Origin of the sequence: Serratia ureilytica, from assembly GCF_017309605.1 — a bacterium.
In the GTDB taxonomy this organism is placed as follows: domain Bacteria; phylum Pseudomonadota; class Gammaproteobacteria; order Enterobacterales; family Enterobacteriaceae; genus Serratia; species Serratia ureilytica.
Map to the genome: position 1 here is coordinate 794797 of NZ_CP071320.1, position 25553 is coordinate 820349.

24 protein-coding genes and 1 other RNA gene are annotated in these 25553 nt (G+C 59.1%); 15 read left to right on the plus strand and 10 right to left on the minus strand.

Translation table 11 applies throughout. The features are described from left to right. Positions 1-36: 36 nt before the first annotated feature. A complete protein-coding gene (locus J0X03_RS03640; RefSeq protein ID WP_033652189.1) occupies positions 37-1122 on the minus strand; it encodes a tartrate dehydrogenase in 1086 nt (361 codons plus the stop codon). A gap of 82 nt (positions 1123-1204) precedes the next feature. Here J0X03_RS03640 and J0X03_RS03645 point away from each other — a divergent pair, with 82 nt between their 5' ends. The 4 genes from J0X03_RS03645 to fbaA all read left to right on the plus strand — a co-directional run bounded on the left by J0X03_RS03645 (position 1205) and on the right by fbaA (position 5924). Then, on the plus strand, positions 1205-2164 hold the full coding sequence (locus J0X03_RS03645) for a LysR family transcriptional regulator (protein ID WP_273866173.1): 960 nt from the start codon (positions 1205-1207) through the stop codon (positions 2162-2164). Positions 2165-2477: 313 nt separating this feature from the next. Then, a complete protein-coding gene (epd, locus tag J0X03_RS03650) occupies positions 2478-3494 on the plus strand; it encodes an erythrose-4-phosphate dehydrogenase (protein WP_004931582.1) in 1017 nt (338 codons plus the stop codon). Between the two features lie 70 nt (positions 3495-3564). After that, entirely contained in the window at positions 3565-4728 is a 1164-nt protein-coding gene (pgk, locus tag J0X03_RS03655) for a phosphoglycerate kinase (protein WP_046687768.1), read from the plus strand. A 116-nt stretch (positions 4729-4844) separates the two neighbouring features. After that, positions 4845-5924, plus strand: coding sequence for a class II fructose-bisphosphate aldolase (gene fbaA, locus J0X03_RS03660; protein ID WP_025304179.1), 1080 nt, complete (start codon positions 4845-4847; stop codon positions 5922-5924). Positions 5925-6142: 218 nt separating this feature from the next. Here the strand turns inward: fbaA and J0X03_RS03665 are convergent, their stop codons facing one another. Next, positions 6143-6811, minus strand: a complete 669-nt coding sequence (locus tag J0X03_RS03665; RefSeq protein WP_046687767.1) for a DUF1345 domain-containing protein — start codon at positions 6809-6811, stop codon at positions 6143-6145. A 204-nt stretch (positions 6812-7015) separates the two neighbouring features. Here J0X03_RS03665 and mscS point away from each other — a divergent pair, with 204 nt between their 5' ends. Beyond that, positions 7016-7882 carry a small-conductance mechanosensitive channel MscS gene (mscS, locus tag J0X03_RS03670; protein ID WP_015378992.1) on the plus strand — a complete coding sequence of 289 codons (867 nt, stop codon included), beginning with the start codon at positions 7016-7018 and terminating at the stop codon, positions 7880-7882. A 255-nt stretch (positions 7883-8137) separates the two neighbouring features. Beyond that, positions 8138-9265: a hypothetical protein gene (locus tag J0X03_RS03675; protein WP_122017004.1), complete on the plus strand. Its 1128-nt coding sequence runs from the start codon at positions 8138-8140 to the stop codon at positions 9263-9265. A 97-nt stretch (positions 9266-9362) separates the two neighbouring features. On the opposite strand, the gene J0X03_RS03680 is transcribed toward J0X03_RS03675, so the two are convergent. From J0X03_RS03680 to J0X03_RS03690, 3 genes are all read right to left on the minus strand, one after another. Continuing rightward, positions 9363-10712: an MFS transporter gene (locus J0X03_RS03680; RefSeq protein WP_060660275.1), complete on the minus strand. Its 1350-nt coding sequence runs from the start codon at positions 10710-10712 to the stop codon at positions 9363-9365. A gap of 196 nt (positions 10713-10908) precedes the next feature. Then, a complete protein-coding gene (locus J0X03_RS03685) occupies positions 10909-11931 on the minus strand; it encodes a methionine synthase (RefSeq protein ID WP_160204557.1) in 1023 nt (340 codons plus the stop codon). A gap of 25 nt (positions 11932-11956) precedes the next feature. After that, positions 11957-12934: a DUF1852 domain-containing protein gene (locus tag J0X03_RS03690; RefSeq protein WP_033652185.1), complete on the minus strand. Its 978-nt coding sequence runs from the start codon at positions 12932-12934 to the stop codon at positions 11957-11959. Positions 12935-13250: 316 nt separating this feature from the next. On the opposite strand from J0X03_RS03690, the gene J0X03_RS03695 reads away from it, so the two are divergent. Beyond that, the gene (locus J0X03_RS03695) at positions 13251-13790 is read left to right on the plus strand and encodes a DUF2058 domain-containing protein (RefSeq protein WP_033644743.1); all 540 of its coding nucleotides are present in this window, start codon (positions 13251-13253) and stop codon (positions 13788-13790) included. A gap of 7 nt (positions 13791-13797) precedes the next feature. Here the strand turns inward: J0X03_RS03695 and J0X03_RS03700 are convergent, their stop codons facing one another. Continuing rightward, complete coding sequence (locus J0X03_RS03700; RefSeq protein WP_160204556.1) at positions 13798-14496, minus strand: RluA family pseudouridine synthase; 699 nt, start codon at positions 14494-14496, stop codon at positions 13798-13800. 214 nt (positions 14497-14710) lie between these two features. Here J0X03_RS03700 and argO point away from each other — a divergent pair, with 214 nt between their 5' ends. Both argO and J0X03_RS03710 read left to right on the plus strand, forming a co-directional pair. After that, a complete protein-coding gene (gene argO, locus J0X03_RS03705) occupies positions 14711-15328 on the plus strand; it encodes an arginine exporter ArgO (protein ID WP_004931603.1) in 618 nt (205 codons plus the stop codon). Between the two features lie 121 nt (positions 15329-15449). Next, on the plus strand, positions 15450-16181 hold the full coding sequence (locus tag J0X03_RS03710) for an oxidative stress defense protein (RefSeq protein WP_031300626.1): 732 nt from the start codon (positions 15450-15452) through the stop codon (positions 16179-16181). A 48-nt stretch (positions 16182-16229) separates the two neighbouring features. Here the strand turns inward: J0X03_RS03710 and J0X03_RS03715 are convergent, their stop codons facing one another. Next, positions 16230-17123, minus strand: coding sequence for a LysR family transcriptional regulator ArgP (locus J0X03_RS03715; protein WP_004931613.1), 894 nt, complete (start codon positions 17121-17123; stop codon positions 16230-16232). A gap of 204 nt (positions 17124-17327) precedes the next feature. Here J0X03_RS03715 and rpiA point away from each other — a divergent pair, with 204 nt between their 5' ends. Continuing rightward, complete coding sequence (gene rpiA / locus J0X03_RS03720) at positions 17328-17984, plus strand: ribose-5-phosphate isomerase RpiA (RefSeq protein WP_025304157.1); 657 nt, start codon at positions 17328-17330, stop codon at positions 17982-17984. 292 nt (positions 17985-18276) lie between these two features. Further along, entirely contained in the window at positions 18277-19515 is a 1239-nt protein-coding gene (gene serA, locus J0X03_RS03725) for a phosphoglycerate dehydrogenase (RefSeq protein WP_025304156.1), read from the plus strand. 48 nt (positions 19516-19563) lie between these two features. Here serA and J0X03_RS03730 read toward each other — a convergent pair whose 3' ends face one another. From J0X03_RS03730 to zapA, 3 genes are all read right to left on the minus strand, one after another. Continuing rightward, positions 19564-20172 (minus strand): 5-formyltetrahydrofolate cyclo-ligase, encoded by a 609-nt coding sequence (locus tag J0X03_RS03730; RefSeq protein ID WP_129993617.1) that lies wholly within the window; start codon positions 20170-20172, stop codon positions 19564-19566. Between the two features lie 52 nt (positions 20173-20224). Next, a non-coding RNA gene (gene ssrS / locus J0X03_RS03735) (6S RNA) lies at positions 20225-20407 on the minus strand. A 41-nt stretch (positions 20408-20448) separates the two neighbouring features. Continuing rightward, positions 20449-20778, minus strand: a complete 330-nt coding sequence (zapA, locus tag J0X03_RS03740; protein WP_004931621.1) for a cell division protein ZapA — start codon at positions 20776-20778, stop codon at positions 20449-20451. Between the two features lie 319 nt (positions 20779-21097). On the opposite strand from zapA, the gene J0X03_RS03745 reads away from it, so the two are divergent. The 4 genes from J0X03_RS03745 to ubiI all read left to right on the plus strand — a co-directional run bounded on the left by J0X03_RS03745 (position 21098) and on the right by ubiI (position 25509). Further along, positions 21098-21676: a YecA/YgfB family protein gene (locus J0X03_RS03745; protein ID WP_206975681.1), complete on the plus strand. Its 579-nt coding sequence runs from the start codon at positions 21098-21100 to the stop codon at positions 21674-21676. 55 nt (positions 21677-21731) lie between these two features. After that, positions 21732-23048 (plus strand): Xaa-Pro aminopeptidase, encoded by a 1317-nt coding sequence (pepP, locus tag J0X03_RS03750; RefSeq protein ID WP_033652182.1) that lies wholly within the window; start codon positions 21732-21734, stop codon positions 23046-23048. A 1-nt stretch (position 23049) separates the two neighbouring features. Beyond that, complete coding sequence (gene ubiH / locus J0X03_RS03755; RefSeq protein WP_047573764.1) at positions 23050-24228, plus strand: 2-octaprenyl-6-methoxyphenyl hydroxylase; 1179 nt, start codon at positions 23050-23052, stop codon at positions 24226-24228. 78 nt (positions 24229-24306) lie between these two features. After that, the gene (gene ubiI / locus J0X03_RS03760) at positions 24307-25509 is read left to right on the plus strand and encodes an FAD-dependent 2-octaprenylphenol hydroxylase (RefSeq protein ID WP_160204555.1); all 1203 of its coding nucleotides are present in this window, start codon (positions 24307-24309) and stop codon (positions 25507-25509) included. Positions 25510-25553 lie beyond the last annotated feature (44 nt).

Genomic DNA, 25553 nt, shown 5'->3' on the forward strand with positions numbered 1-25553 from the left:
GCGGAAGGGCGCCCTGCGCGGGAAAATCTGCGGCGTTCAGCGTTGCAGCAGGGCGGCGATCGCCTGGCCGACTTGCTGGGTGGAGGCGTCGCCGCGCATGTCCGGCGTGCGCGGCCCGTCGGCGATAATGCGCTCAATCGCCTGCAGGATGCCGTCGTGCGCCTGGCGGTAGCGGGCATCGCCGTCGCCGAGGAAGTCCAGCATCATCGCGCCGCTCCAGATCATGGCGATCGGGTTGGCGATGTTTTTGCCGAAAATGTCCGGCGCCGAGCCGTGCACCGGCTCGAACAGCGACGGGAAGTTGCGCTCCGGGTTCAGGTTGGCCGAGGGGGCGATGCCGATGGTGCCGGTGCAGGCCGGGCCGAGATCCGACAAAATATCGCCGAACAGGTTGGAGGCGACCACCACGTCGAAGCGTTCGGGGTTCAGCACGAAACGCGCGCACAGAATATCGATGTGCTGTTTGTCCCAGGCGATATCAGGGTATTGGCGCGCCATCTCCGCCACGCGCTCATCCCAGTACGGCATGCTGATGGCCATGCCGTTGGACTTGGTGGCGGCGGTCAGGCGTTTGCGCGGGCGCTGTTGCGCCAGCTCAAAGGCGTACTTCAGGATGCGATCCACGCCCTGACGGGTGAAGACCGATTCCTGGATCACCATCTCGCGTTCGGTGCCTTCGAACATCCGTCCGCCGAGCGAGGAGTATTCCCCTTCGGTATTTTCGCGCACCACGTAGAAATCGATATCGCCCGGCTGCTTGTTCGCCAGCGGGCAGGGCACACCGGGAAACAGCCGCACCGGACGCAGGTTGACGTACTGTTCGAAGTCGCGCCGGAATTTCAGCAGAGAACCCCACAGCGAGATATGATCGGGCACCGTGTCCGGCCAACCGACGGCGCCGAAATAGATGGCGTCGAAGCCTTTCAGTTGCTCGAACCAGTCGTCCGGCATCATCTGGCCGTGGTGCTGGTAGTAGTCGCAGCTGGCCCACTCGAAGGTGGCGAATTCCAGCGACAGATCCCAGCGCGCCGCCGCCGCCTGCAATACTCGTATGCCTTCCGGCAACACTTCCCGCCCGATCCCGTCCCCGGGGATGGCGGCAATCTTGTAAGTTTTGCTCATACAGAGGTCTCATTTGTAGGTAGGGGAGATTGACAACACTGTTATCCTATAATTGACTAACTGTTAATCAATCCTGAAAACGGTGAAACATAAAACACGAATCATGAACAATATGCCGATCCTGAGTGACCTGCGGGTGTTCGTGCTGGTGGCGCGCCGCGCCGGGTTTGCCGCCGCCGCCGAAGAGTTGGGCGTTTCGCCGGCCTTTATCAGCAAGCGCATCGCGCTGTTGGAGAAGACGCTGGACGTGTCGTTGCTGCACCGCACCACGCGGCGGGTGGCGATCACCGAAGACGGCGAGCGCATCTACGAATGGGCGCAGCGCATTCTCAACGATGTCGATCAGATGATGGACGAGCTGTCCGAAGTGCGCCAGGCGCCGCAGGGCATGCTGCGAGTGGTCAGCAGCTTCGGCTTTGGCCGGCGTTTCGTCGCGCCGGCGCTGTCGGCGCTGGCGCGGCAGTATCCGCAGCTGGAACTGCGGCTCGACGTTTCCGATCGGCTGGTGGATCTGGTCAGCGAAGGTTTCGATCTGGATATCCGCATCGGCGACGATATCGCCCCCAATCTTATTGCGCGCAAGCTGGCGGACAACCAGCGCATACTGTGCGCTTCGCCGGCGTACCTGCAGCGCCACGGGGCGCCGAAAAACCCGGCGGAACTGGCGGGCCGTTCCTGTCTGGTGATCAAAGAACGCGATCATCCGTTCGGGCTGTGGCGGCTGCAGGGGCCGAGCGGTGAAGAAACGGTAAAGGTGACGGGCGCGCTGGCGTCGAACCACGGCGAAATCGTGCATCAGTGGTGCCTGGACGGGCAGGGCGTCGCGCTGCGTTCCGCCTGGGACGTGAAAGAGAACATCGACAGCGGCCGACTGGTGCACATCCTGCCGGAGTATTATCAGCCGGCCAATATCTGGGCGGTGTACGTTTCCCGGCTGGCAACGTCGGCGAAAGTGCGGGTGACCGTCGAATTTCTGCGCGACTATTTTTGTGAGCACTACGGCGAAACGGTGCCGGCGAGTGAAAATCCGTCGCGGTCTTAAGGCCAAAAATGTGCGCCAGATCATCTTATGCTCGTAAAATTCCCATCCGTTACCTGAGGAACTGTCGCACGTGTTCCTTTTGCCAAAACTTTGGTTTATGCTCAGCTGAAGCGTTTCAGTTGAAGCACTCTTCGACAGAAATGCCGATGTGACGGCGGTGAAAAACCGCTGAAGCGCGGGAATAATGCAAACTCGGCGATTCACAGCGGGCGGTACGATCCACTACTCTATGCGGGTTAGTGAGACAACCAGTCAGCGCCGGGCGGCGCCGGTGAGTCAACCCGGCGTGGACGGCCCTTTTTTCAGGAGCAGCATGACCATCCGCATAGCGATAAACGGCTTTGGCCGCATCGGCCGCAGCGTATTGCGCGCACTGTACGAATCGGGCCGACGGGCGGAAATCTCCGTGGTGGCGATCAATGAGCTGGCGAACGCCGAAGGCATGGCCCATCTGCTGAAGTACGACTCCAGCCATGGCCGCTTCGCCTGGGATGTGCGGCAAGAGTGCGACACGCTGAGCGTCGGAGACGACGCGATTCGCCTGTTGCACCAACCGGCGGTGGAGCAGTTGCCCTGGGGCGAACTGGGCGTCGACGTGGTGCTGGACTGCAGCGGCGTGTACGGCAGCCGGGCGGATGGCGAGGCCCATCTGGCGGCGGGGGCGAAGAAAGTGCTGTTCGCCCATCCGGGCGGCAACGATCTGGACGCCACCATCGTGTTCGGCGTCAACCATCAGACGCTGCTGGCGGAACATCGCATCGTGTCCAACGCCTCGTGCACCACCAACTGCATTATTCCGGTGATCAAGCTGCTGGACGACGCCTACAGCATCGAGTCCGGCACCGTGACCACCATTCACTCGGCGATGAACGATCAGCCGGTGATCGACGCGTATCACGCGGATTTGCGGCGCACCCGCGCGGCGAGCCAGTCGATCATTCCGGTCGATACCAAGCTGGCCGCGGGCATCACCCGCATCTTCCCGCAGTTTTGCGATCGCTTCGAGGCTATCTCGGTGCGCGTGCCGACCATCAACGTGACGGCTATCGATCTTAGCGTCAGCGTGAGCGCCGCAGTGAAGGTGGCGGAGGTCAACCAGCTGTTGCAAAAGGCCGCACGGGAATCATTTCGTGGTATAGTTGACTACACGGAATTACCATTGGTCTCGATCGATTTTAACCATGACCCGCACAGCGCTATCGTCGACGGTACGCAGACCCGGGTCAGCGGGCAGCACCTGATAAAGACCTTGGTCTGGTGCGACAATGAATGGGGCTTTGCCAATCGGATGTTGGATACAACACGGGCAATGGCCGCCAGCGGTTTCTAGTACGGCGGCGCCGGCGTGATTGGCGCGCTGCTCAGGCAATTTTATAGAGATTCAATAAAGAGGGTTCACCATGTCTGTAATTAAGATGACCGATCTGGATCTGGCGGGTAAACGCGTACTGATCCGCTCCGATCTGAACGTGCCGGTAAAAGACGGTAAAGTGACTTCCGACGCGCGTATCCGCGCTTCCCTGCCGACTATCGAAGCTGCGCTGAAGCAAGGCGCCCGCGTGATGGTAACCTCCCACCTGGGTCGTCCTACCGAAGGCGAGTACAACGAAGAATTCTCCCTGCTGCCTGTGGTCAACTACCTGAAAGATCAACTGAAATCCCCAGTGCGTCTGGCGAAGGATTATCTGGATGGCGTCGACGTCGCCGAAGGTGAACTGGTGGTGCTGGAAAACGTCCGTTTCAACAAGGGCGAGAAGAAAGACGACGAAACCCTGTCCAAGAAATACGCGGCGCTGTGCGACGTGTACGTGATGGACGCGTTCGGCACCGCGCACCGCGCGCAGGCTTCCACCCACGGCGTGGGCAAGTTCGCGCCTGTCGCCTGTGCCGGCCCGCTGCTGTCCGCCGAGCTGGAAGCGCTGGGCAAAGCCCTGGGTAACCCGGCCCGTCCGATGGTCGCCATCGTGGGCGGTTCTAAAGTCTCCACCAAACTGACCGTGCTGGATTCCCTGTCCAAAATCGCCGATCAGCTGATCGTCGGCGGCGGCATTGCCAACACCTTCGTGGCGGCGCAGGGCAACAACGTGGGCCAGTCCCTGTACGAACCGGATCTGATCCCGAACGCGCAGAAACTGCTGGAAACCTGCGACATTCCGGTGCCGACCGACGTGCGCGTGGCGACCGAGTTCTCTGAGACCGCGACCGCGACCGTGAAGCAGGCCAACGAGATCCAGGACAACGAGCAAATTCTGGATATGGGCGACGTCTCTGCCGAGCGTCTGGCCGTTATCCTGAAGAACGCCAAAACCATTCTGTGGAATGGCCCGGTTGGCGTATTCGAGTTCCCTAACTTCCGTAAGGGCACCGAAATTGTCGCCCGCGCGATCGCCGATAGCGACGCTTTCTCTATCGCTGGCGGCGGCGACACTCTGGCAGCCATCGATCTGTTCGGTATCGCTGACAAAATCTCCTACATCTCCACCGGCGGTGGCGCATTCCTGGAATTCGTTGAAGGGAAACCGCTGCCTGCAGTCGTGATGCTGGAAGAGCGCGCTAAGCAGTAATTCAGACAACGGGAGGCGAAAGCCGCCCGTTTGTTTTATACCGCGCGGCAAATGCTGCGCGGCGTGAAAACATCGATTTACATCCATCTACGGCCGACGAAACAGGACAAAGTAACATGTCTAAAATTTTTGATTTCGTAAAACCGGGTGTCATCACGGGTGATGACGTTCAGAAAGTCTTCGCAGTTGCTAAAGAGAACAACTTTGCGCTGCCAGCGGTAAACTGCGTGGGTACCGACTCCATCAACGCAGTGCTGGAAGCCGCGGCTAAAGTGCGCGCGCCGGTCATCGTTCAGTTCTCCAACGGCGGCGCCGCATTCATCGCCGGCAAAGGCGTGAAGACCGATGTGCCTCAGGGCGCAGCGATTCTGGGCGCTATCTCCGGCGCACACCACGTTCACCAGATGGCTGAACACTACGGCGTGCCGGTGATCCTGCACACCGACCACTGCGCGAAGAAACTGCTGCCATGGCTGGACGGCCTGCTGGACGCCGGCGAGAAACACTTCGCCGCTACCGGCAAACCGCTGTTCTCTTCCCACATGATCGATCTGTCTGAAGAGTCTCTGGAAGAAAACATCGAGATCTGCAGCGCCTACCTGAAGCGCATGGCCAAAATCGGCATGACGCTGGAAATCGAACTGGGCTGCACCGGCGGTGAAGAAGATGGCGTGGACAACAGCCATATGGACGCTTCCGCTCTGTACACCCAGCCGGAAGACGTGGCTTACGCGTACGAAAAACTGAACGCCATCAGCCCGCGCTTCACCATCGCTGCATCGTTCGGTAACGTGCACGGCGTGTACAAGCCAGGCAACGTTAAGCTGACTCCAACCATCCTGCGCGATTCTCAGGATTACGTGTCCAAGAAATTCAACCTGCCGCACAACAGCCTGAACTTCGTGTTCCACGGCGGTTCCGGTTCTACCGATGCAGAGATCAAAGAGTCTGTGGGTTACGGTGTGATCAAGATGAACATCGACACCGACACCCAATGGGCGACCTGGGACGGCATCCTGCAGTACTACAAAGCGAACGAAGCTTACCTGCAGGGCCAGCTGGGCAACCCGAAAGGCGCCGATCAGCCTAACAAGAAATACTACGATCCACGCGTATGGCTGCGCGCAGCGCAAACCAGCATGGTGACGCGTCTGGAGCAGGCCTTCAAAGATCTGAACGCGGTAGACGTTCTGTAATCTTCGGCACCTGTTGCATGATGTACAAGGCTCCCTGCGGGGAGCCTTTTTGTTTATGGCAAGCCTGATGCGTGGCTTGGCTTGCCGTAGGCAAAATATAAAAAATAAGGAAAATCAATTTATTGATTTTCGACTGATGATCACAAAGGAGGAAAAACCACGTTTTTTCCTCCTTTGTTTGCAATTTAAAGGCTCCCTGCGGGGAGCCTTTTTCGTTTTCAGCCCAACAGGCCGGCGCCGACGTTGATGGACAGGCCCAGGATCAGCATGTTGAACGCGAAGGAGATCACCGACTGCAGAAGGGTGATCTTGCGCACCTCTGCCGCGCCGACCGCCACATCGGCGGTTTGCGACGCGACCGCGATGGTGAAGGAGAAGTAGGCGAAATCCAGATAGGTGGGATCGGCGAGATTGCCGGGGAACAGCAGCGGCAAAGGATCCTGCTGTGCGCCCTGGCGATAAAACTGATGAGCATAGTGCATGGTGAAGGCGGTCGGCAGAAGCAGCCAGGAGACCGCCAGCGTGGCGCCGGTCAGGAGCAAATGCAGCGTTTTCAGAGAGCCGACCACCTGTTTGGCGCTGCTCAATTCAAACAGGATCGCCAGTAAGCTGACCAGGCAGCCGAGGCTGACTAACGCCAGCACCATGCTGGCGCTTTCGTCCTGCCGCCGGGCGATTTGGCGAATGTGCTGCGGCGTGCTGACCAGCATCAGCCGCCAGAGAAACAGCAGGTAGAGCCAGGCCAGCGTATTCCAGCCGATCATCAAGCGTTGCAGCAGCGAGAGCTGGGCGGGCAGCAGCAGAAAGCACAGCAGCCCGGCGCCGACGGAAAACAGCAGCCTGGGCCGCACTTGCCAATAGTGTTTGAGCGAAGAGCGAATGTGCATGAAGAACGGATCCCTTGTCGTGAAATGGCCAACGCGCTGTTCTCAGCATAGAAGAAGCGGCGGGCAGTTTCGGCTATTTTTAATGCTGATGGTTGGCATGAGCCTTTAATGTTGGTTACCCTTAGGCGTGGTTTCCTACTGGCCGCCGAGGCCAGTGTATTTTTGCGAGTTTCTCCCGTTAGGGACTGAGTTAGGACGACACGAATGAAAGATTTGAATGTAGTAGACGGCATCAACGGTGCCGGCGACTGGTTGGTGAAGAATCAGGATCTGTTGATCCAGTACGCGGTGAATATCGTCGCCGCCATCGTTATCCTGATCATCGGTTCGATCGTGGCCCGCGTGGTCGGCAATGCGCTGAACCGCGTGATGAAGCTGCGCGGCATCGACGCCACGGTGGCCGACTTCCTGTCGGCGATCGTGCGTTACGGCGTGCTGGCGTTCACCTTCATCGCCGTGCTGGGGCGCGTCGGCGTGCAGACAACCTCGGTGATCGCGGTGCTGGGTGCCGCCGGTTTGGCCGTCGGCCTGGCGCTGCAAGGCTCGCTGTCCAACTTCGCCGCCGGCGTGCTGCTGGTGATCTTCCGTCCGCTGCGCGTGGGTGAATATGTCGATCTGGGCGGCGTGGCCGGTACCGTCGATCAGGTGCAGATTTTCTCCACCACCCTGCGCACCGCCGACAACAAAACCATCGTGGTGCCGAACGGTAAAATCATCGCCGGCAACATCATCAACTACTCCCGCGAACCGAACCGCCGCGTGGATATCGTGGTGGGCGTGGCCTACAACGCCGATATCGACGTGGTGAAGAAGGTGCTGGGCGACGTGATCGCCGCCGACAAACGCATCATGCACGCCAAAGGCGTGACCGTGCGTCTGAACGAGATGGCGCCGTCCTCGCTGAACTTCGTGACCCGTTCCTGGACCACCAATGCGGAATACTGGAACGTGTACTTCGATCTGATGGAAAACTTCAAGCGCGCGCTGGATGCCCACAACATCGGCATTCCGTTCCCGCAGATGGATGTGCACCTGTATCGCACCGAAGACGCTTCCGCCAAGGCGGAATAACAGAGAAGGGGGCCTTGCCCCCTTTTTTATTGCTATTTTCCCCGTATTAGCCAGGCAGCCATTCAATCTGTCTCCGCTGTATCGATATTGGCGCCAAGCCGATATGCGCCTTCGGAAATTGCGGCCTATGACAAGTAGATGCGGGCGTAATAACGAGAAGCTCAATAAGTCGCGGTAAAAACGACTTTTCGTTGTTACTGTTTCCTTCTCTGATACCATAGCTTTCTTGTGGATTGTCGATAGGAAAGGGATGAAATGAAAAGGGCTGTTATTGCCGCATTATTGAGCGTCTTGATCTCTGGATGTGGGCCAAAAGCATTGTCGCCTGAACAAATACAGCAAGTAGACGATTTAAAGTCAGAGCTGGTGAGTACGGATGCCGAGATTGAAAACGCAGCTAAACAGCAGGACACGTTAAACGGCGGCTTGATTAAATCTCTGGTGATGGCGCGACTGGAAATTCTGAAAACGAACAAGGCGCTTATTCAGCAACGAATCAATGCGATCGAGTCTGGATCAAAGGTTGAGATTGTCACGAACCAGACCGCGCCGGATCTGAAGCTGGCGGAAAAGCTCACCGCCGAATTGGCAATGCTGACTCGGGAAATATCGACCGCTAAACAAGAGGCTGCACAATACGATGGTGGTCTGATGGGGTCGATAAAAAAGGCAACGATAGCCACTCAAGAGCAAAGTCTGGCGATGTTGCAGCAAAAATTGCTGTCGGCGAAATATGGCCTGGCCGTTCCGACGATAGCCCATCATGCAACATCAACCGCTTCAAAATCCAATCAGCGGGAAGAACCGGTGGCGAAAGACGCGTTGCTTCCGCCCGGCATTGGGCCGTTTGGACTGCAAATGGGGTTGACGAAAAAGAACGTCGAGGACATGACAGGCGTTACCTTAACGGCAATACCGAATCGTCTTAATATTTATACTACGGAGGTCGTCCCCAAAACGTATTACGCCTTTGAAACCTACATTTTGCTCATCTCTCCCAAGGTTGGTTTATGCCGAATTCGCGCGCTTAGCGGTGATATCAATACAGACAGTTATGGGGTGGAGTTAAAGTCCAGGGTGAAGGACATTGCTAAATCATTGACCGCTAATTATGGCAAAGGAAATGCTACTGATTTGCTGTTGCCGGGGTCGTTATGGAAAGAACCTGGTGATTGGATGATGGGGCTGCTTAAAAAAGAACGCTATTTCGGTATTGACTGGGAAGAGAAAAAAGATAAACCGTTCAAGAACGATTTGCAGGGGATTATGCTTGAAGCGACCGCCGTCAATAGTGGGATTGGGAGCGTTTATCTGCAATATGATTTTAAAAATGTCGATGAGTGCATAAAGGAAGCCAATGACAAGGAAAACAGTGCACTATAGCGGCACGCGCTTTTGAAAAATAACCGATAGGTTAAGGGTTTCTCATGAGAGGCCGAGATGCTACCGATGGCGTCTCGGCCTTTTATTTTCCGCGAGGTCAGATGCCCGCAGCCGGTTCCGTGAGCGGCGTGCGGCGGCGCAGGCTGAGGCGATAGAGCAGGAAGATGGCGGCGGCGCCCAGCAGCGCCGGCAGCGCCAGCCAGAGGAAGAACACTTCCGTCGAGCCGGCGGCGGCCATCATCCAGGCGCCGAGCATCGAGCCGACAATTGAGCCGAAGCGGCCATTGGCCATGGCCCAGCTGACGCCGGTGACGCGGGCTGCGGTCGGATAAAGGGTGGCGGAGACCAGGTTCAGGCCGTTTTGCGCGCCGGCCACGCCGAAGCCGATAAGGAACACGACGGCGGCCAGCGTGTAGACGTCGCCCATCAGATACCCGGTCGCGCCAATTACCAGTGCGGCGCCCAGGTAGGAGACGGCCAGTACGCGGTATGGCCCGATCCGATCCATCAGCAGCGCCATCAGGATGGCGCCCAGGGTGCCGCCGAGCGGCACCATCGCGCCGATGCGCGAGGCGTGGGCGATATCGTAACCGGCGTCTTTGAGCAGGGTCGGCAGCCAGCTGGTGAGCAGGTAGAACACGAACAGCGAACAGAAGAACGCCACCCACAGCAGCAGGGTGCGTACGGCGCGGCCTTCGATAAACAGGTGTGATATCGGCGACCTGGCCTGCGCCGGGCGCTCGTCATCGACGATGGTTATCCCCGTCCAACGCTGGCCGGTGATGCGTTCGACCACCCGGCGCAGCCGATCGGCATGTTTGGCGCTGGCGGCCATAAAGCGTACTGATTCGGGCATCTGCCAGGCCAACAACGGCAGCAGCGCCAACGGCGCGATGCCACCGACCAGCAGCAGGCCGCGCCAGCCGAACGCCGGGATGATCTGCCCGGCCAGCAGGCCGCCCAGGGCCAACCCGGCGGTAAAGCCGCTCCAGCTCAAGGTGACCATCAGCATGCGGCGGCGCGCCGGCGAGTACTCCGAGCTGAGGGTGATGCAGGTCGGTATCGCGCCTCCGAGGCCAATGCCGGTGATGAAGCGCAGCAGGGTCAGGGATTCGATCGAATGCGTATAGGCCGAAGCCAGAGTACAGCCGCCAAACACCAGCACCGCGACGAGCAGCACGCGTTTGCGGCCAATGGCGTCGGCGATCGGCCCGAACAGCAGGCTGCCGATCAGCAGGCCGAACAGCCCCGCGCCGAAGGCGGGGGAGAGCTGAGCGGGCAGCAGATCCCACTCTTCGCGCAGCGCCGGCGCGATATAGCCGATGATGGCGGTATCGAAACCGTCCAGAAGGGCAATGAGGAAACACAGGGTCAGGATCAGGATTTGGTAGGGGGAGATCCTGGCGCGATCGATGATTTCGCTGATGCGAGCGGTATTTGGGCTCATGGTTATTCCACTGTTATTCGGCTTGTGTGGGCTGGCTGAGGGCTGTTCAGGCCAGGCCTGAACCAAAACCGCTGTGGCTGGCATCGCGTAGAAATCCGAGTATACACCAGAGCGGGGGCGTTGCGGGGAGGGGGAATTGCTGATAATCGCCCGCCGCAGGAGGTGTCTGTGGCGGGCGCAGGCAAGGTTATTTGGCTTACAGCTCTCGGCGCACGATCTCGGCGCCTGCGCTTAACGCATTCAGCTTGCCGCGGGCGACCTGACGGGGCAGGGGGGCCATGCCGCAGTTGGTCGACGGATAGAGTTTGTCGGCATCGACAAACTGCAGCGCTTTGCGCAGCGTGTCGGCCACTTCCTCCGGCGTCTCAACGGCATGATTCGCTACGTCGATGGCGCCGACCATCACCTTTTTGCCGCGGATCAGTTCAAGCAGATCCATGGGCACATGCGAGTTATGGCACTCCAGCGAGATGATATCGATGTTGGACGTTTGCAGTTTCGGAAACGCCTCTTCATATTGTCGCCATTCCGAGCCCAGCGTCTTTTTCCAGTCGGTATTGGCTTTAATCCCATATCCATAGCAGATATGTACGGCGGTTTCACACTTAAGCCCTTCAATGGCTCTTTCCAGGGCGGCGATGCCCCAGTCATTCACCTCGTCAAAGAACACGTTAAATGCGGGCTCATCAAACTGAATAATGTCGACGCCTGCGGCCTCGAGCTCTTTGGCTTCCTGATTGAGGATCTTCGCGAACTCCCAGGCTAATTTCTCGCGGCTTTTATAGTGGTTGTCATAGAGTGTGTCGATCATGGTCATCGGCCCCGGCAGGGCCCATTTAATCGGCTGTGTGGTCAGCTGGCGTAAAAATTTGGCGTCTTCAACGAAAACGGGTTTTTGACGCGAGACCGCCCCCACGACCGTCGGCACGCTCGCCTCATAGCGATTGCGGATTTTAACCACTTCGCGTTTTTCGAAATCGACGCCGCTGAGATGCTCGATAAACGTCGTGACGAAGTGCTGACGGGTTTGTTCGCCATCGCTGACGATATCGATGCCGGCCTGTTGTTGCTCTGCCAGTGACAAACGCAGAGCGTCCTGTTTCCCTTCGATGAGTTCTTCATTCTGCAATTTCCAGGGCGACCACAGGGTTTCCGGTTGGGCCAGCCAGACCGGTTTGGGCAAGCTGCCGGCGGTCGATGTGGGGAGCAATATTTTCATGATAGGTGACCTGTATTTAAGTGAATCAAAGCGCGTAGTGAGCAGACCATTGCTCAAGAATAGGCTTGTAGGGTTTGATAAATTGCTCTTCCGTAAATTTCCCCTGCTCAATCGCTAACTGGCTACGCTCTTCGCGATCGTAAACAATCTTGGTTAATGAATGATCCTGGTTATTCAGGCTTGGCTGATAGCATTGCCCCGCCGCCGAATTGGCATTGTAAATTTCAGGCCGATAGATTTTCTGGAAGGTCTCCATCGTGCTGATGGTGCCGATCAGTTCCAGATCGGTGTAATCGCTCAGCAAATCCCCAGGGAAATAAAACGCCAGGGGCGCAACGCTATTTTTCGGCATGAAATAGCGCACCTGCAGGCCCATTTTTTTAAAATACCGGTCGGTCAATGAAGCGCCGTCTTGCCGATACTCGTCGCCCAAGACCGGGTGTTGATTGCCCGTCCGATGGTAGGTGTCTTTGCTGGATACGCTGAGGCAGATCACCGGCGGTTTGCTGAAATTTTCATGGTATTCGTTTGAATTGACGAAGTGCTTAAAGATATTGCCGTGCAAATCGCCGAAATCATCCGGAATGGTAAATTCCGCCGCGTTTTTATTGTGCGCCGGCAGCAAGACGCTAAAGTCGTAATCGCGCACGTAAGACGAGAAATTGTTCCCGACGATGCCCTCGATACGCTTTTGCGTTTTTTTATCGATGATGTTGGTTTTCAGGATTTCGATAACTGGAAAGCTGGCGCCCTGATCTTCGATGCGCATCTCAACCGAGATGATTTCCAGCTCGACGGAGTAGCGATCGGCCTTGGGGTTATCCCAATAGGCTAATGCATTAAAGCGATTGTCGATCATCACCAACGTGTTGCGCAGGTTCTCCCGGCGGTTTTTCCCTCTGGCCAAATTGGCAAAGTTGGTGGTGATACGCGTATTTTCAGAAGGGTTATAATCTTCGTCGAAAGAACTGCTCTTAATCGTAAAGGTAAAGTCTGTATTCATCGTCTTATAGCATCCTGTTATATGATATGAAGGCTGGATTTATCCATTTCTTTCAATGGCTTGTTTTTCTATTTTTTTATTCAGCCGATTTCATATTGTCTGTCGTTAATGAGGTCTATTTTTGCCAGAGTCCCGGAGGGAGTGAAAGAGACTTAATTTCATTACCACATGAGCGGTATTCATGATCGGGCGTTCGGGCCGTTTTACCGCCGTTGCTCTGCGGCGCAAACCGCCGATGGGTTGGGCCGGCAACCTGGTGCAGCCTGAAAAATTACGGGTATAATCCCTCCATGATCCCACGGCTTCAGACACGAACATGACAAAACTCACCTTACAAGAGCAGATGCTCAAAGCGGGCTTGGTAACCAGCAAGAAAATGGCCAAAGTCCAAAGAACGGCTAAAAAATCACGCGTTCAGGCCCGCGAGGCCAGAGAGGCGGTGGAAGAGAATAAAAAGGCGCAGCTTGAGCGCGATAAGCAGTTGAACGAGCAGCAAAAGCAAGCCGCGCTGTCCAAAGAATACAAGGCGCAGGTGAAGCAACTGATCGAGATGAATCGCATCGTGCTGGCGAAAGGCGATATCGGTTTTAACTTTACCGACGGTAACCTGATCAAAAAAATCCTGGTGGATAAGGCGACGCAGACCCAACTGATCAATGGCCGCCTCGCCATTGCGCGTTTGCTGATCGAGAACCGGGAAGAGTGTGAATACGCGATTATCCCCGCGAGCGTCGCCGATAAAATCGCGCAGCGCGATGCGGGCAGCATTGTGTTGCACAGCGCGCTGAGTCAGGAAGAGCAGGATGAAGACGATCCGTACGCCGACTTTAAAGTGCCTGACGATTTGATGTGGTAAGCCGCGTTCAGAACGGCGCGGCGTGACGAGCGGTTATCCGCTCTCCGCGGATGGGGTGCACAAAGTCCAGTTCGCTGGCGTGCAGCATCAGCCGCGGCGTCTGCTCGGTACCCGGCAGCAGGCGCCCGCCATACAGATCGCAGCCTAAAATAGGATGGCCCAATTGCCGGCTGTGAATACGCAGCTGGTGGGTGCGCCCAGTCTCTGGGGTAAGCTGCACCCGCGTCAGCGGCAGCGAGATCCCGCCTTCCGTTTCACGATAAAAACGCTCGACGACCCGATAGCGGGAGCGAGCGGGCTTGCCGTGAAGGGCGCAAATCGACATCAGCGGGAACAGCGCCGGATCTTTGGCGATCGCCGCGTCTATCACCCCTTCGTCATCCGCCACATGGCCGCAGAGCAGCGCGCTGTAGACTTTACCGACGGTGCGCTCGCTGAACTGCCGGCAGAGCGCGGCATTGACGGCCTTATTGCGGGCCACCACCATCAACCCGGACGTGCCGAAATCCAGGCGGTGCGCCAGCGTGCAGCCGGGGAAGATCTGCACCAGCCGGTGGTGTACCGAATCGAGATTTTGCGGATTTTTGCCCGAAAGGCTGAGCAACCCGGCGGGTTTATTGATCAGCGCCAGATGATCGTCCTGATAGAGGATCTCTATCTGGTCATGACAGGGCGGGGCGATGAAGGTATCGGTAATCGTAGACATCGGTCGGCCGGCTGGAGTGGAGAGGGGCGGATGATAGCGAATTTTTCGCCGATGGGCGAATCTGGCGGCGCTGGCCTGGCGCCCACAGGGTATTAGCATCTCTGATACTTGATTAGAAACATCAATTTCACCTAATGATCGCTTCCTCGTATGATGCGCGTGTTGACCGATACGCGCCCACGTCCGGCGCCTTTTATCATTCGAGGAATTTCCCATGCTAGCCGTCTTCCTGCAGGGCTTTGCCCTGAGCGCCGCCATGATCCTGCCGCTGGGCCCGCAGAACGTATTCGTGATGAATCAGGGCATTCGCCGTCAGTATCATCTGATGATCGCCTCATTGTGCGCGCTGAGCGATATCGTGCTGATCTGCGCCGGTATTTTCGGCGGCAGCGCGTTGCTGACCCGCTCGCCGCTGCTGCTGGCGTTGGTGACCTGGGGCGGGGTGGCGTTTCTGCTGTGGTACGGCTGGGGCGCGTTCCGTTCCGCCTTCAGCCCGCAACCGGCTCAGGCCGCGGCGCAGGAGCTGGCGCAGAGCCGCTGGCGCATCGTGGTCACCATGCTGGCGGTCACCTGGCTGAATCCGCACGTCTATCTGGATACCTTCGTGGTGCTCGGCAGCCTGGGCGGACAGCTGACGGCGGACGTGCGTTCCTGGTTCGCGCTTGGCGCGGTCAGCGCGTCGGCGGTGTGGTTCTTTGGTCTGGCGCTGCTGGCCTCCTGGCTGGCGCCGTGGCTGAACACCCAGCGGGCGCAGCGCATCATCAATGCGCTGGTCGGTCTGGTGATGTGGGGCATCGCGCTGCAGCTGGCCTGGCAGGGGGCAAATTTATAAGAATTTGTCACTAATCCGAATTCAAAACGCCGTGCGATATGCTACGTTTGATGCCAGGAAACCGGCGGTTCTCGCAGGGAAAAGCCGGCGATCAGAGACAGCCTGTCATTAAGGAGACACTGTGAAGCTAAAAGCATTGGCTATGGCCGCAATGGTCGGATTAGGGACGCTACCGATGGCGCTGCAGGCGGCTGAATTGCCTGAAGGGCCGCACGTCGTCACCTCCGGCACCGCCAGCGTGGACGCCACGCCGGATATCGCCACTCTGGCGATCGAAGTGAGCGTTTCCTCCAAAGACGCCGCCCAGGCGAAGAAGCAGGTGGACGAGCGCGTGGCGCAGTACTTTGATTTCCTGCAGAAAAACAACATCGAGAAGAAAGACATCAGCGCCGCCAACCTGCGCACCCAGCCGGAATACGATTACCTGAAAACCGGCGAGTCGGTGCTGAAGGGCTACCGGGCGGTGCGTCAGGTGCAGGTTACCCTGCGCCAGTTGGACAAGCTGAACGAGCTGCTGGACGGCGCGCTGAAATCCGGCCTGAACGAGATCCGCGCGGTGGAGCTGGGCGTCGCCAAGCCGGATGTGTATCGCGAGCAGGCGCGGCAAAAAGCGATCGAGAACGCGACTCAGCAGGCCGAATCCCTGGCCAAGGGCTTCCACGCCAAGCTGGGGCCGGTGTACAGCATTCGCTACCGGGTCGCCAACTACCAGCCGATGCCGGTGGCGCGGATGTATAAGGCGGCCGGCGCGGCGGCGGAAAACGACGCGGCGCAAACCTATGAACAGCAAAGCATTCACTTCGACGATCAGGTGGATGTGGTGTTCGAGCTGCAGCGCAACGCCGCGCAGTAAGGGTGTTGTCATGAAGAAAAGGTTCGCTGCGGCGAACCTTTTTTCGTTTTAATCCTGGCGCAGCACCTGGTGACCGTGCTCCAGCAACGCGTCGGTCACTTTACGCATCATGCGGCTCTCCGGCGCGAAGCGGTGCCAGTACAGCATGCGGCGCTGGTACAGCCCCGGCGTCAGATCGATCAGTTCGCCGGATGCCAGCTCTTTTTCGATCTGCAGATGCGGGATCATACAGCAGGTGGTGCCCTGACGGGCCAGCTGCACGAAGGCTTCCGATGAGTTCACGATGTGGCAGGGCACGCTGCCCGGCGACAGATCGAAGTTCTGCTGCAGAAATGCCTGGTGCATGTCGTCGAGATGATCGAAGGCCACCGCCGGCGCTTTCAACAGCGCGGAGCGGGTGACGCCGTTCGGGAAATAGCGCTCGGCGAAGCCGCTGGAGGCCACGAACAGGTAGTCCAGCGCCCCCAGCCGATCCACCAGGCAGCTCGGCAGCGGCTGCGGCTGAATACTCACCGCGCCCACCACCTCACCACGGCGCAGCCGCTCCTGGGTGCGGGTTTCATCTTCCACCTGCAGATTCAGACGAATGGGGGAGTCCGCCAGCACCGGCTTCAGCGCCGGCAGCAGCCAGGTCGCCAGACTGTCGGCGTTGACCGCCAGCGACAGCAGCAGCGGCGTATCGACGCCGGTGTCGTTGCCCAGCCACTCTTCTTCCAGCAGCTCCACCTGATGCAGCAGCGCCAGCAGCTTTTGCCCCTGTTCGGTCGGGCGCGGCGGCACGGTGCGGACCAGCAGCGGTTGGCCGAACAGGTTTTCCAGCTGTTTGATGCGTTGGGATACCGCCGATTGCGTGATGCAGAGTTTTTGCGCGGCGCGCTCGAAGCCGCGCTCACGGATCACCGCGTCCAGCGCTTGCAGCGTACGATAGTCTGGGCGTTTCATCGGAAAGATATCCCTTAAATTAGAATGATACCGGCACTATGCCACATTTTGCGTGCGGCGCAGGTGGAAAAATCACGCCCCCAGCTCGCCGCCAAGCGGGTAAAAATGCGGGCTGCGGTAAATAAGTGTGATCCTGCCGGCGTGAAAAACAGCGTTTTACCCTATAATACGCACACGTTTTCGTACAGAGGCAAGGGACATATTATGACGCAGGATGAACTGAAAAAAGCGGTGGGCTGGGCGGCGCTGGAATACGTGACGCCGGGCACCATCGTCGGGGTGGGCACCGGCTCTACCGCCGCCCACTTTATTGACGCGCTGGGCTCCATCAAGCACCAGATTGAAGGCGCGGTGTCCAGCTCAGACGCCTCCACCGCCAAGCTGAAAAGCCTCGGCATCCATGTGTTCGACAGCAACGAAGTGGACTCGCTCGATATCTACGTGGACGGCGCGGACGAAATCAACGGCCACATGCAGATGATCAAAGGCGGCGGCGCGGCGCTGACGCGCGAGAAGATCATCGCCGCCATCGCCAAGAAATTCATCTGCATCGTTGACGCCAGCAAGCAGGTGGACGTGCTGGGCAAATTCCCGCTGCCGGTGGAAGTGATCCCGATGGCCCGCTCCTATGTGGCGCGCGAGCTGGTGAAACTGGGCGGCCTGCCGGAGTATCGCCAGAACGTAGTGACCGACAACGGCAACGTGATCCTCGATGTGCATAACCTGAGCATCACTGATGCCATCGCGCTGGAGAACAAGATCAACGGCATCGCCGGCGTGGTGACCGTGGGGCTGTTCGCCAACCGCGGCGCGGACGTGGCGCTGGTCGGCACCCCGGAAGGCGTGAAAGTGGTCAAATAAGCCTCTGCGGCCTGTGGCCCGGCAGTGCCGGGCCGCATATTTCTTCGGTTAAAACATCTTTTCTAAAAAGCGGCAAATTTGGTGACTTATGTCACATTGTGAAAACTGACTCCCCAAAGCTTCTGCCGAAAACTTTCCCTATGGCATTTTCTGCCGTAAACCGCCATCAACGCTGCGCCTTGTCCTGCCGGGCAGGCAATCGTTTGTATTGCCGCCCGCGTTATTTTTGTTATGTTGGATGGGAGCTGTGTCGTCACAGCCGCTTCTGAAGTCTGAACATAGGGTCGGGTAAATGGCAAAAGTATCATTGGAGAAAGACAGGATTAAATTCCTGTTGGTGGAAGGGGTTCATCAGAGCACGGTCGATAATTTGCGTGCCGCCGGTTATACCAACATCGAATACCACAAGGGTGCGTTAGACACCGAATCGCTGAAGGCCTCCATCCGCGATGCGCACTTCGTCGGCATCCGATCGCGCACGCATCTGACCGAAGAGGTGTTCGCCGCCGCAGAAAAACTGGTGGCGGTGGGCTGCTTCTGCATCGGCACCAACCAGGTTGACCTGAAAGCGGCGACCAAACGCGGCATTCCGGTCTTCAACGCCCCGTTCTCCAATACCCGATCCGTGGCCGAAATGGTGCTGGGCGAGCTGCTGTTGATGCTGCGCGGCATTCCGGCCGCCAACGCCAAGGCGCACCGCGGCGTGTGGCACAAACTGGCCGTGGGCTCCTATGAAGCGCGCGGCAAAAAACTGGGCATCATCGGCTACGGCCATATCGGCACCCAGTTGGGCATTCTGGCCGAAGGGCTGGGCATGAAGGTGTTCTTCTACGATATCGAGAACAAGCTGCCGTTGGGCAACGCGCAACAGGTGCGTCATCTGTCCGATCTGCTCAATATGAGCGACGTGGTGACGCTGCACGTGCCGGAAACGCTGGCGACCAAGAACATGATGGGAGCGGAAGAGCTGGCGCTGATGAAACCGGGCGCTATTCTGATCAACGCCTCGCGCGGCACCGTGGTGGATATCCCCGCGCTGTGCGACGCGCTGGCCAGCAATCACCTGGCGGGGGCGGCGATCGACGTCTTCCCGGAAGAACCGGCGACCAACAGCGATCCGTTCAACTCGCCGCTGTGTGAGTTCGATAACGTGCTGCTGACGCCGCACATCGGCGGTTCCACTCAGGAAGCGCAGGAAAACATCGGCGACGAAGTGGCCGGCAAGCTGGCGAAATATTCCGATAACGGTTCGACCCTGTCGGCGGTCAACTTCCCGGAAGTGTCGTTGCCGGCGCATGGCCCGAACGCCAGCCGTCTGCTGCACATCCATGAAAACCGTCCGGGCGTGCTGACGCAGATTAACCAGATCTTCGCCGAAGAGGGGGTTAACATCGCCGCGCAGTATCTGCAAACCGGGCCGGAAATTGGCTATGTGGTGATCGACATCGAAGCGGAAACCGCGCGCGCCGACGCCGCGCTGCAGCGTATGAAGGCCATCGACGGCACCATTCGCGCCCGTCTGCTGTTCTGATTCGGCGGCTCGCCGCAACGAAAAAGGCCGGAGCGATCCGGCCTTTTGCTATTTGGGTTCGTGCCACGCCCAGCTGCAGAGCGGGGTGAGGATTTCCGGCAGCGGGATATCCCAGTGTTCGGTCGGCAGGCGCTCCACCTGCTGGCAATCATGGGCCAGGCCGATGGGATAGGGGCCGCCGCTGCGCCAGTTTTGCAGGGTGCGATCGTAAAAGCCGCCGCCCATGCCCAGACGCTGTCCGGTATGATCGAATGCTACCAGCGGCGTCAGCACCACCTCCAGTTCACCCAGCGGCAACACCTGGCGCACATCGAGACGCGGCTCGAGAATATTGAAGCGATTGCGTACCAGCGGCGTTTCCGGCGCATAGCGCAGGAACAGCAGGTGACCCGGGCTGAACGGGTGCAGCACCGGCAGGTAAACCCGTTTGCCGAGCGTCCACAGTTGCTCGATCAGCGGCCCGGTATCGAGTTCGCCGTCAAACGACAAAAATACCGCGATGCTGTGCGCCGCCTGAATGCGTGCATGTGCGGCAAGGCGCTCGGTTATCTTGTCTGCGGCAAAGCGTTGCTGATCCGGCGTAAGTTCGCGTCGGCGTTGGCGAATGAGTTGGCGAATGGCTTGGCGCTGCTGCGCGAATTGGGGTTGAAAAGACATCGTATCAGGCTTGCTCAGTGTGGCGTTCAGCACACATAAACCGCTGAGAAGGGGAATCTCCGAGATGCCGTCGCAGGCTGTAACCCTTGAACCCATGGTTCAAGGTGAACGTGCCGTCGCAATCTTAAGGCTTCTCGGCGCACCGAGCGTGCTCACCGATCGCGGAGCAACACATTCTGTTTGTACTAAATATCGGCTCAGGGGACTGGCCCGCTGGCGAACATCTCAGAGAAATTTTGTACTCGTTGCCGAAAACTTGGCTTTCAACAACTTAAGTTATTCGAATTGTGCATCCTGACGTTCAGAGATGCGACCTTGTTCAAGCAGCGCTTGTTCAATGGTTTGCTGCAGCATCCGTATGCGTTGTTCCATATTGGACGCATAGTCACGGGTTTTCAACCGTTCTTGAGCAAGTTCGTGACAGACGTTCAATGCCGCGATGAAAACCAGTTGCTCAGTATTGGAGACTCTAGTGCGAACTTTAAGATCTTGCAACCGTTGGTTAAGATCGTCCGCCGCCATATTCAACGCATCTTGTTGTTCTGGCGGGCAATTGACTCTTAACGAGCGGCCAAAAATTTGAATATCTACCGGTTGTGCAGACATGCCACCTTCCTGCCTAAATTTCGCGCCAGCCTTGTCCGCCCGGGCCGGGCCGTCAAAGCGGGCGCCACTATATATACCTCGGTACCAAGATACAACCCCTTTTTCAGTACCTGGTTGTAATCTACTGTGGCGGACATTGCCAGTCAAAAAAGGGTTTCAAAATGCGTATTTACCGCACTTTCGTCACCCGCCGGCGCAGTGTGAAACCTGCCACATCGCGATTATAACTAGCCACTGAGGTGTCGCGCTTATCTGGTATAGCGACGGACCTTGGTGGTAGCATAACACGAACTTATCCTGCCAACGATGACGAATGCGCATGTCTATACAGAATACATTTCCAAGTTACCAATCTTTGACCGTGGCCCTCAACCAGCAGTCGGTGGCGCTGACCGCGGCAGAAATGCACGGCCTGATCAGCGGCCTGCTGTGCGGCGGCAGCCGTGACGCCGGCTGGCAGGCGCTGGTGCACGATCTGACCAACGAAGGCGTCGCCTTCCCGCAGGCGCTCAGCCAACCGTTGCAGCAGCTGTATGAAGCGACGCGTGACACGCTGGAAGATGACGAATTCCTGTTCCAACTGATGCTGCCTGAAGGGGAGATCGTCAGCGTGTTCGATCGCGCCGACGCGCTGGCCGGTTGGGTCAACCACTTCCTGCTCGGTCTGGGCATGATGCAGCCGAAGCTGGCTCAGGTGAAAGACGAAGTCGGTGAAGCGATCGACGATCTGCGCAATATCGCGCAGCTGGGCTACGACGAAGACGAAGATCAGGAAGAATTGGAACAGTCGTTGGAAGAAGTGGCGGAGTATGTGCGGGGCGCCGCCATCATGTGCCACGGCGAATTCACCCGTCACAAACCGACGGCGCCGGAAAATATCAAACCGACGCTGCACTAAACGTTCTATCGCCTCTCCGCCGGCGGTGCGGATGGCATGATTTCAGGAGAAGGTAATGACTCAGCAGGAATTCAACAACCGCCGCCAGGCGCTGTTGGCGAAAATGGCGCCGGCCAGCGCGGCGGTTATTTTCTCTGCGCCGGAAACGACGCGCAGTGCAGATTCAGACTATCCCTACCGGCAGAACAGCGATTTTTGGTACCTGACCGGCTTCAATGAGCCGGAAGCGGTGCTGGTGCTGATTAAAAGCGATGAAACGCACAACCACAGCGTGTTGTTCAACCGGGTGCGCGATTTGACGGCGGAAATCTGGTTTGGCCGCCGCCTGGGGCAAGACGCCGCACCGGCAAAGCTGGGCGTGGATCGCGCGCTGCCGTTCGATGAAATCAATGACCAACTGCACCTGCTGCTCAACGGTCTGGACGTGGTCTACCACGCGCAGGGCGAATACGCCTATGCCGATCAGATCCTGTTCAGCGCGCTGGACAAGCTGCGCAAGGGGTTCCGCCAGAACCTGCAGGCGCCGGCCACCGTTACCGACTGGCGGCCGTGGCTGCACGACATGCGGCTGTTCAAGTCGCCGGAAGAGCTGGCGGTGATGCGCCGCGCCGGTGAGATCAGCGCGCTGGCGCACACCCGCGCGATGGAAAAATGCCGTCCGGGCATGTTCGAATACCAGCTGGAAGCGGAAATTCATCATGAGTTCACCCGCCTCGGCGCCCGTTACCCGTCTTACAACACCATCGTCGGCAGCGGCGAAAACGGCTGTATCCTGCACTACACCGAGAACGAGAGCCAGATGCGCGACGGCGATCTGGTGTTGATCGACGCGGGCTGCGAGTACCAGGGATACGCCGGCGACATCACCCGCACCTTCCCGGTCAACGGCAAGTTCAGCCGGCCGCAGCGCGCGGTGTACGACATTGTGCTGGCGTCGCTGCAGCGCGCTTTGGAACTGTTCAAACCCGGCACCAGCATTCGCGAAGTCAATGACGAAGTGGTGCGCATCATGGTGGTCGGGCTGGTGGAGCTGGGCGTATTGAAAGGTGAAGTCGACCTGCTGATCGCCGAGCAGGCGCACCGTCAGTTCTTCATGCACGGGCTGAGCCACTGGCTGGGTCTCGACGTGCACGACGTTGGCCACTACGGCACGCCGAGCCGCGATCGGCTGCTGGAGCCGGGCATGGTGCTGACCGTGGAGCCGGGGCTGTACATCGCGCCGGATGCGGACGTGCCGGCGGAGTACCGCGGCATCGGCATCCGCATCGAGGACGATATCGTGATCACCGCCGACGGCAATGAAAACCTGACCGCCACCGTGGTGAAAGACGCCGATGCCATCGAGGCTTTGATGGCGGCGGCAAGGTCGTAGCATGAGCGTTATTATCGTTGGCGGGGGTATGGCGGGCGCGACGTTGGCGCTGGCCATTTCGTCGCTCACTCAGGGAAGAATGGCGGTGGATCTGGTCGAGGCGACCCGGCCGGACGACCGCAGCCATCCGGGCTTTGACGCCCGCGCCATCGCACTGGCGCAGGGCACCTGCCAACAGCTGGCGCGCATCGGCGTTTGGCCGGCGCTGCGCGATTGCGCTACGCCGATCACTCAGGTGCACGTCAGCGATCGCGGGCACGCCGGGTTTGTGAATCTGCAGGCGCAAGATTATCAGGTCGATGCGCTCGGCCAGGTGATCGAACTGCACGACGCCGGGCAGCGGTTGTTCGCGCTGCTGGCCAAGGCCCCCGGCGTTACGCTGCACTGCCCGGCGCGGGTGGTGGACGTGATTCGCACCGCAGAGCGGGCGGAAGTGCTGCTGGACAACGGCCAGCGTCTGCGCGGGCAATTGCTGGTGGCGGCCGACGGCTCGCGCTCTGCGCTGGCGCAAGCCTGCAATATGCAGTGGCGGCAGGAGGACTATCCGCAGTTCGCCACCATTGCCAACGTCACCACGGCGGAAGATCCGCAGGGGCGCGCCTTTGAGCGCTTTACTCGCTATGGGCCGCTGGCGCTGTTGCCGATGTCGCAGGGGCGCAGTTCACTGGTATGGTGCCATGCGCGCGAAGATCGCGCCCAGGTGGATGCCTGGGACGACGAGCGGTTTATCGCCGAGCTGCAACAGGCCTTCGGCTGGCGGCTGGGGCGTATCCTCAAAGCCGGTAAACGGCACAGTTACCCACTCGGTCTGCTGACCGCCGATCGCCATGTCAGCCACCGGCTGGCGCTGGTGGGCAACGCGGCGCAAACGCTGCATCCTATCGCCGGGCAGGGGTTCAACCTTGGCCTGCGCGACGTGATGTCGCTGGCGGAAACGCTGGCGGAAGCGGCAGACAGCGGCGAAGACGCCGGCGGTTACGCACTGCTGAGCCGTTATCAGCAGCGGCGGCAAAACGATCAGCGGGCGACGATCGGCGTGACCGACGGGTTGATTCATCTGTTCGCCAACCGTTATGGCCCGCTGGTGATCGGCCGCAATCTGGGGCTGATGGCGATGGAACGTTTGCCGGCGATACGCGATGCCTTCGCCAAGCGTACGCTGGGCTGGGTGGAACGTTAGAGACATGGTCGGGCGCTTTAACGCGCCCAAAGCGCGGCGCGGCAAGGCGTCGCGCGTTATTTAAGGAAATCGAGCAGCATGCAATCATTTGACGTGATTATCGCCGGTGGCGGTATGGTGGGGCTGGCGTTGGCCTGCGGCCTGCAGGGCAGCGGGCTGCGCGTGGCGGTGCTGGAGCAGCGCCAGCCGGAGATGGCGCCGCCGTCGGAACAGCCGGCCCTGCGCGTCTCCGCCATCAATGCCGCCAGCGAGCGGTTGCTGCAGCACATCGGCGTGTGGGACGACATTCTCCAGCTGCGCGCCAGCGCCTATAACGCGATGGAAGTGTGGGATCGCGACAGCTTCGGCAAAATCGCCTTCTGCGGCGACGAGTGCGGCTTCAGCCATCTCGGCCACATCATCGAAAACACGGTGATCCAGCAGGCGCTGTGGAAGCGCGCCGAAAGCCTGTCGGACATTACGCTGATTACCCCGGCCGCGCTCAAGCAGGTGGCGTGGGGCGAGAACGACGCCTTCGTCACGCTGGAGGACGGCCGCATGCTGAGCGCCCGGTTGGTGATTGGCGCCGACGGCGCCCAGTCGTGGCTGCGCCAGCATGCCGATATCCCGCTCACCTTCTGGGATTACCGCCACCACGCGCTGGTGGCCACAGTTCGCACCGAAGAACCGCATCAGGCGACGGCGCGGCAAATTTTCCACGGCGACGGCATTCTGGCGTTCCTGCCATTCAGCGATCCGTATTTGAGCTCTATCGTCTGGTCGGTGACGCCGGAAGAAGCCGAAAGGCTCAAACGGCTGGAACCGGCGCAGTTCAACCGCGAACTGGCGATGACCTTCGACATGCGCCTGGGGGCTTGCAGCCTGGAAAGCGAACGGCTGGCGTTCCCGTTGACCGGCCGCTATGCGCGCAGCTTCGCAGCGCACCGCCTGGCGCTGGTGGGCGATGCGGCGCATACCGTGCATCCGTTGGCCGGCCAGGGCGTTAACCTGGGCTTCATGGACGCCGCCGAGCTGATTTCCGAACTGCGCCGCCTGCAGCGGCAGGGCAAGGATATCGGCCAGCACCTCTATTTGCGCCGTTATGAGCGCCGCCGCAAACATGGCGCGGCGGTAATGCTGGCCAGCATGCAGGGTTTCCGCGAACTGTTCGACGGCAATCACCCGGCCAAAAAGCTGTTGCGCGACGTGGGCCTGCGGCTGGCAGACAGCCTGCCGGGCGTCAAACCGAAGCTGGTGCGTCAGGCGATGGGCCTGAACGATCTGCCCGAGTGGCTTGCCTGATCCCTTCCTTCTGCGGGCCCGCACCGGGCTCGCGCTTCCCGCCT

Coding starts and splice junctions, on each gene's coding strand:
- pepP (WP_033652182.1), top strand. CDS start 21,732: ATGACTCAGCAGGAATTCAACAACCGCCGCCAGGCGCTGTTGGCGAAA.
- zapA (WP_004931621.1), bottom strand. CDS start 20,778: ATGTCTGCACAACCGGTAGATATTCAAATTTTTGGCCGCTCGTTAAGA.
- J0X03_RS03640 (WP_033652189.1), bottom strand. CDS start 1,122: ATGAGCAAAACTTACAAGATTGCCGCCATCCCCGGGGACGGGATCGGG.
- J0X03_RS03745 (WP_206975681.1), top strand. CDS start 21,098: ATGTCTATACAGAATACATTTCCAAGTTACCAATCTTTGACCGTGGCC.
- J0X03_RS03695 (WP_033644743.1), top strand. CDS start 13,251: ATGACAAAACTCACCTTACAAGAGCAGATGCTCAAAGCGGGCTTGGTA.
- mscS (WP_015378992.1), top strand. CDS start 7,016: ATGAAAGATTTGAATGTAGTAGACGGCATCAACGGTGCCGGCGACTGG.
- J0X03_RS03715 (WP_004931613.1), bottom strand. CDS start 17,123: ATGAAACGCCCAGACTATCGTACGCTGCAAGCGCTGGACGCGGTGATC.
- ubiH (WP_047573764.1), top strand. CDS start 23,050: ATGAGCGTTATTATCGTTGGCGGGGGTATGGCGGGCGCGACGTTGGCG.
- rpiA (WP_025304157.1), top strand. CDS start 17,328: ATGACGCAGGATGAACTGAAAAAAGCGGTGGGCTGGGCGGCGCTGGAA.
- ubiI (WP_160204555.1), top strand. CDS start 24,307: ATGCAATCATTTGACGTGATTATCGCCGGTGGCGGTATGGTGGGGCTG.
- J0X03_RS03690 (WP_033652185.1), bottom strand. CDS start 12,934: ATGAATACAGACTTTACCTTTACGATTAAGAGCAGTTCTTTCGACGAA.
- J0X03_RS03665 (WP_046687767.1), bottom strand. CDS start 6,811: ATGCACATTCGCTCTTCGCTCAAACACTATTGGCAAGTGCGGCCCAGG.
- argO (WP_004931603.1), top strand. CDS start 14,711: ATGCTAGCCGTCTTCCTGCAGGGCTTTGCCCTGAGCGCCGCCATGATC.
- fbaA (WP_025304179.1), top strand. CDS start 4,845: ATGTCTAAAATTTTTGATTTCGTAAAACCGGGTGTCATCACGGGTGAT.
- pgk (WP_046687768.1), top strand. CDS start 3,565: ATGTCTGTAATTAAGATGACCGATCTGGATCTGGCGGGTAAACGCGTA.
- J0X03_RS03700 (WP_160204556.1), bottom strand. CDS start 14,496: ATGTCTACGATTACCGATACCTTCATCGCCCCGCCCTGTCATGACCAG.
- J0X03_RS03675 (WP_122017004.1), top strand. CDS start 8,138: ATGAAAAGGGCTGTTATTGCCGCATTATTGAGCGTCTTGATCTCTGGA.
- epd (WP_004931582.1), top strand. CDS start 2,478: ATGACCATCCGCATAGCGATAAACGGCTTTGGCCGCATCGGCCGCAGC.
- J0X03_RS03730 (WP_129993617.1), bottom strand. CDS start 20,172: ATGTCTTTTCAACCCCAATTCGCGCAGCAGCGCCAAGCCATTCGCCAA.
- serA (WP_025304156.1), top strand. CDS start 18,277: ATGGCAAAAGTATCATTGGAGAAAGACAGGATTAAATTCCTGTTGGTG.
- J0X03_RS03680 (WP_060660275.1), bottom strand. CDS start 10,712: ATGAGCCCAAATACCGCTCGCATCAGCGAAATCATCGATCGCGCCAGG.
- J0X03_RS03685 (WP_160204557.1), bottom strand. CDS start 11,931: ATGAAAATATTGCTCCCCACATCGACCGCCGGCAGCTTGCCCAAACCG.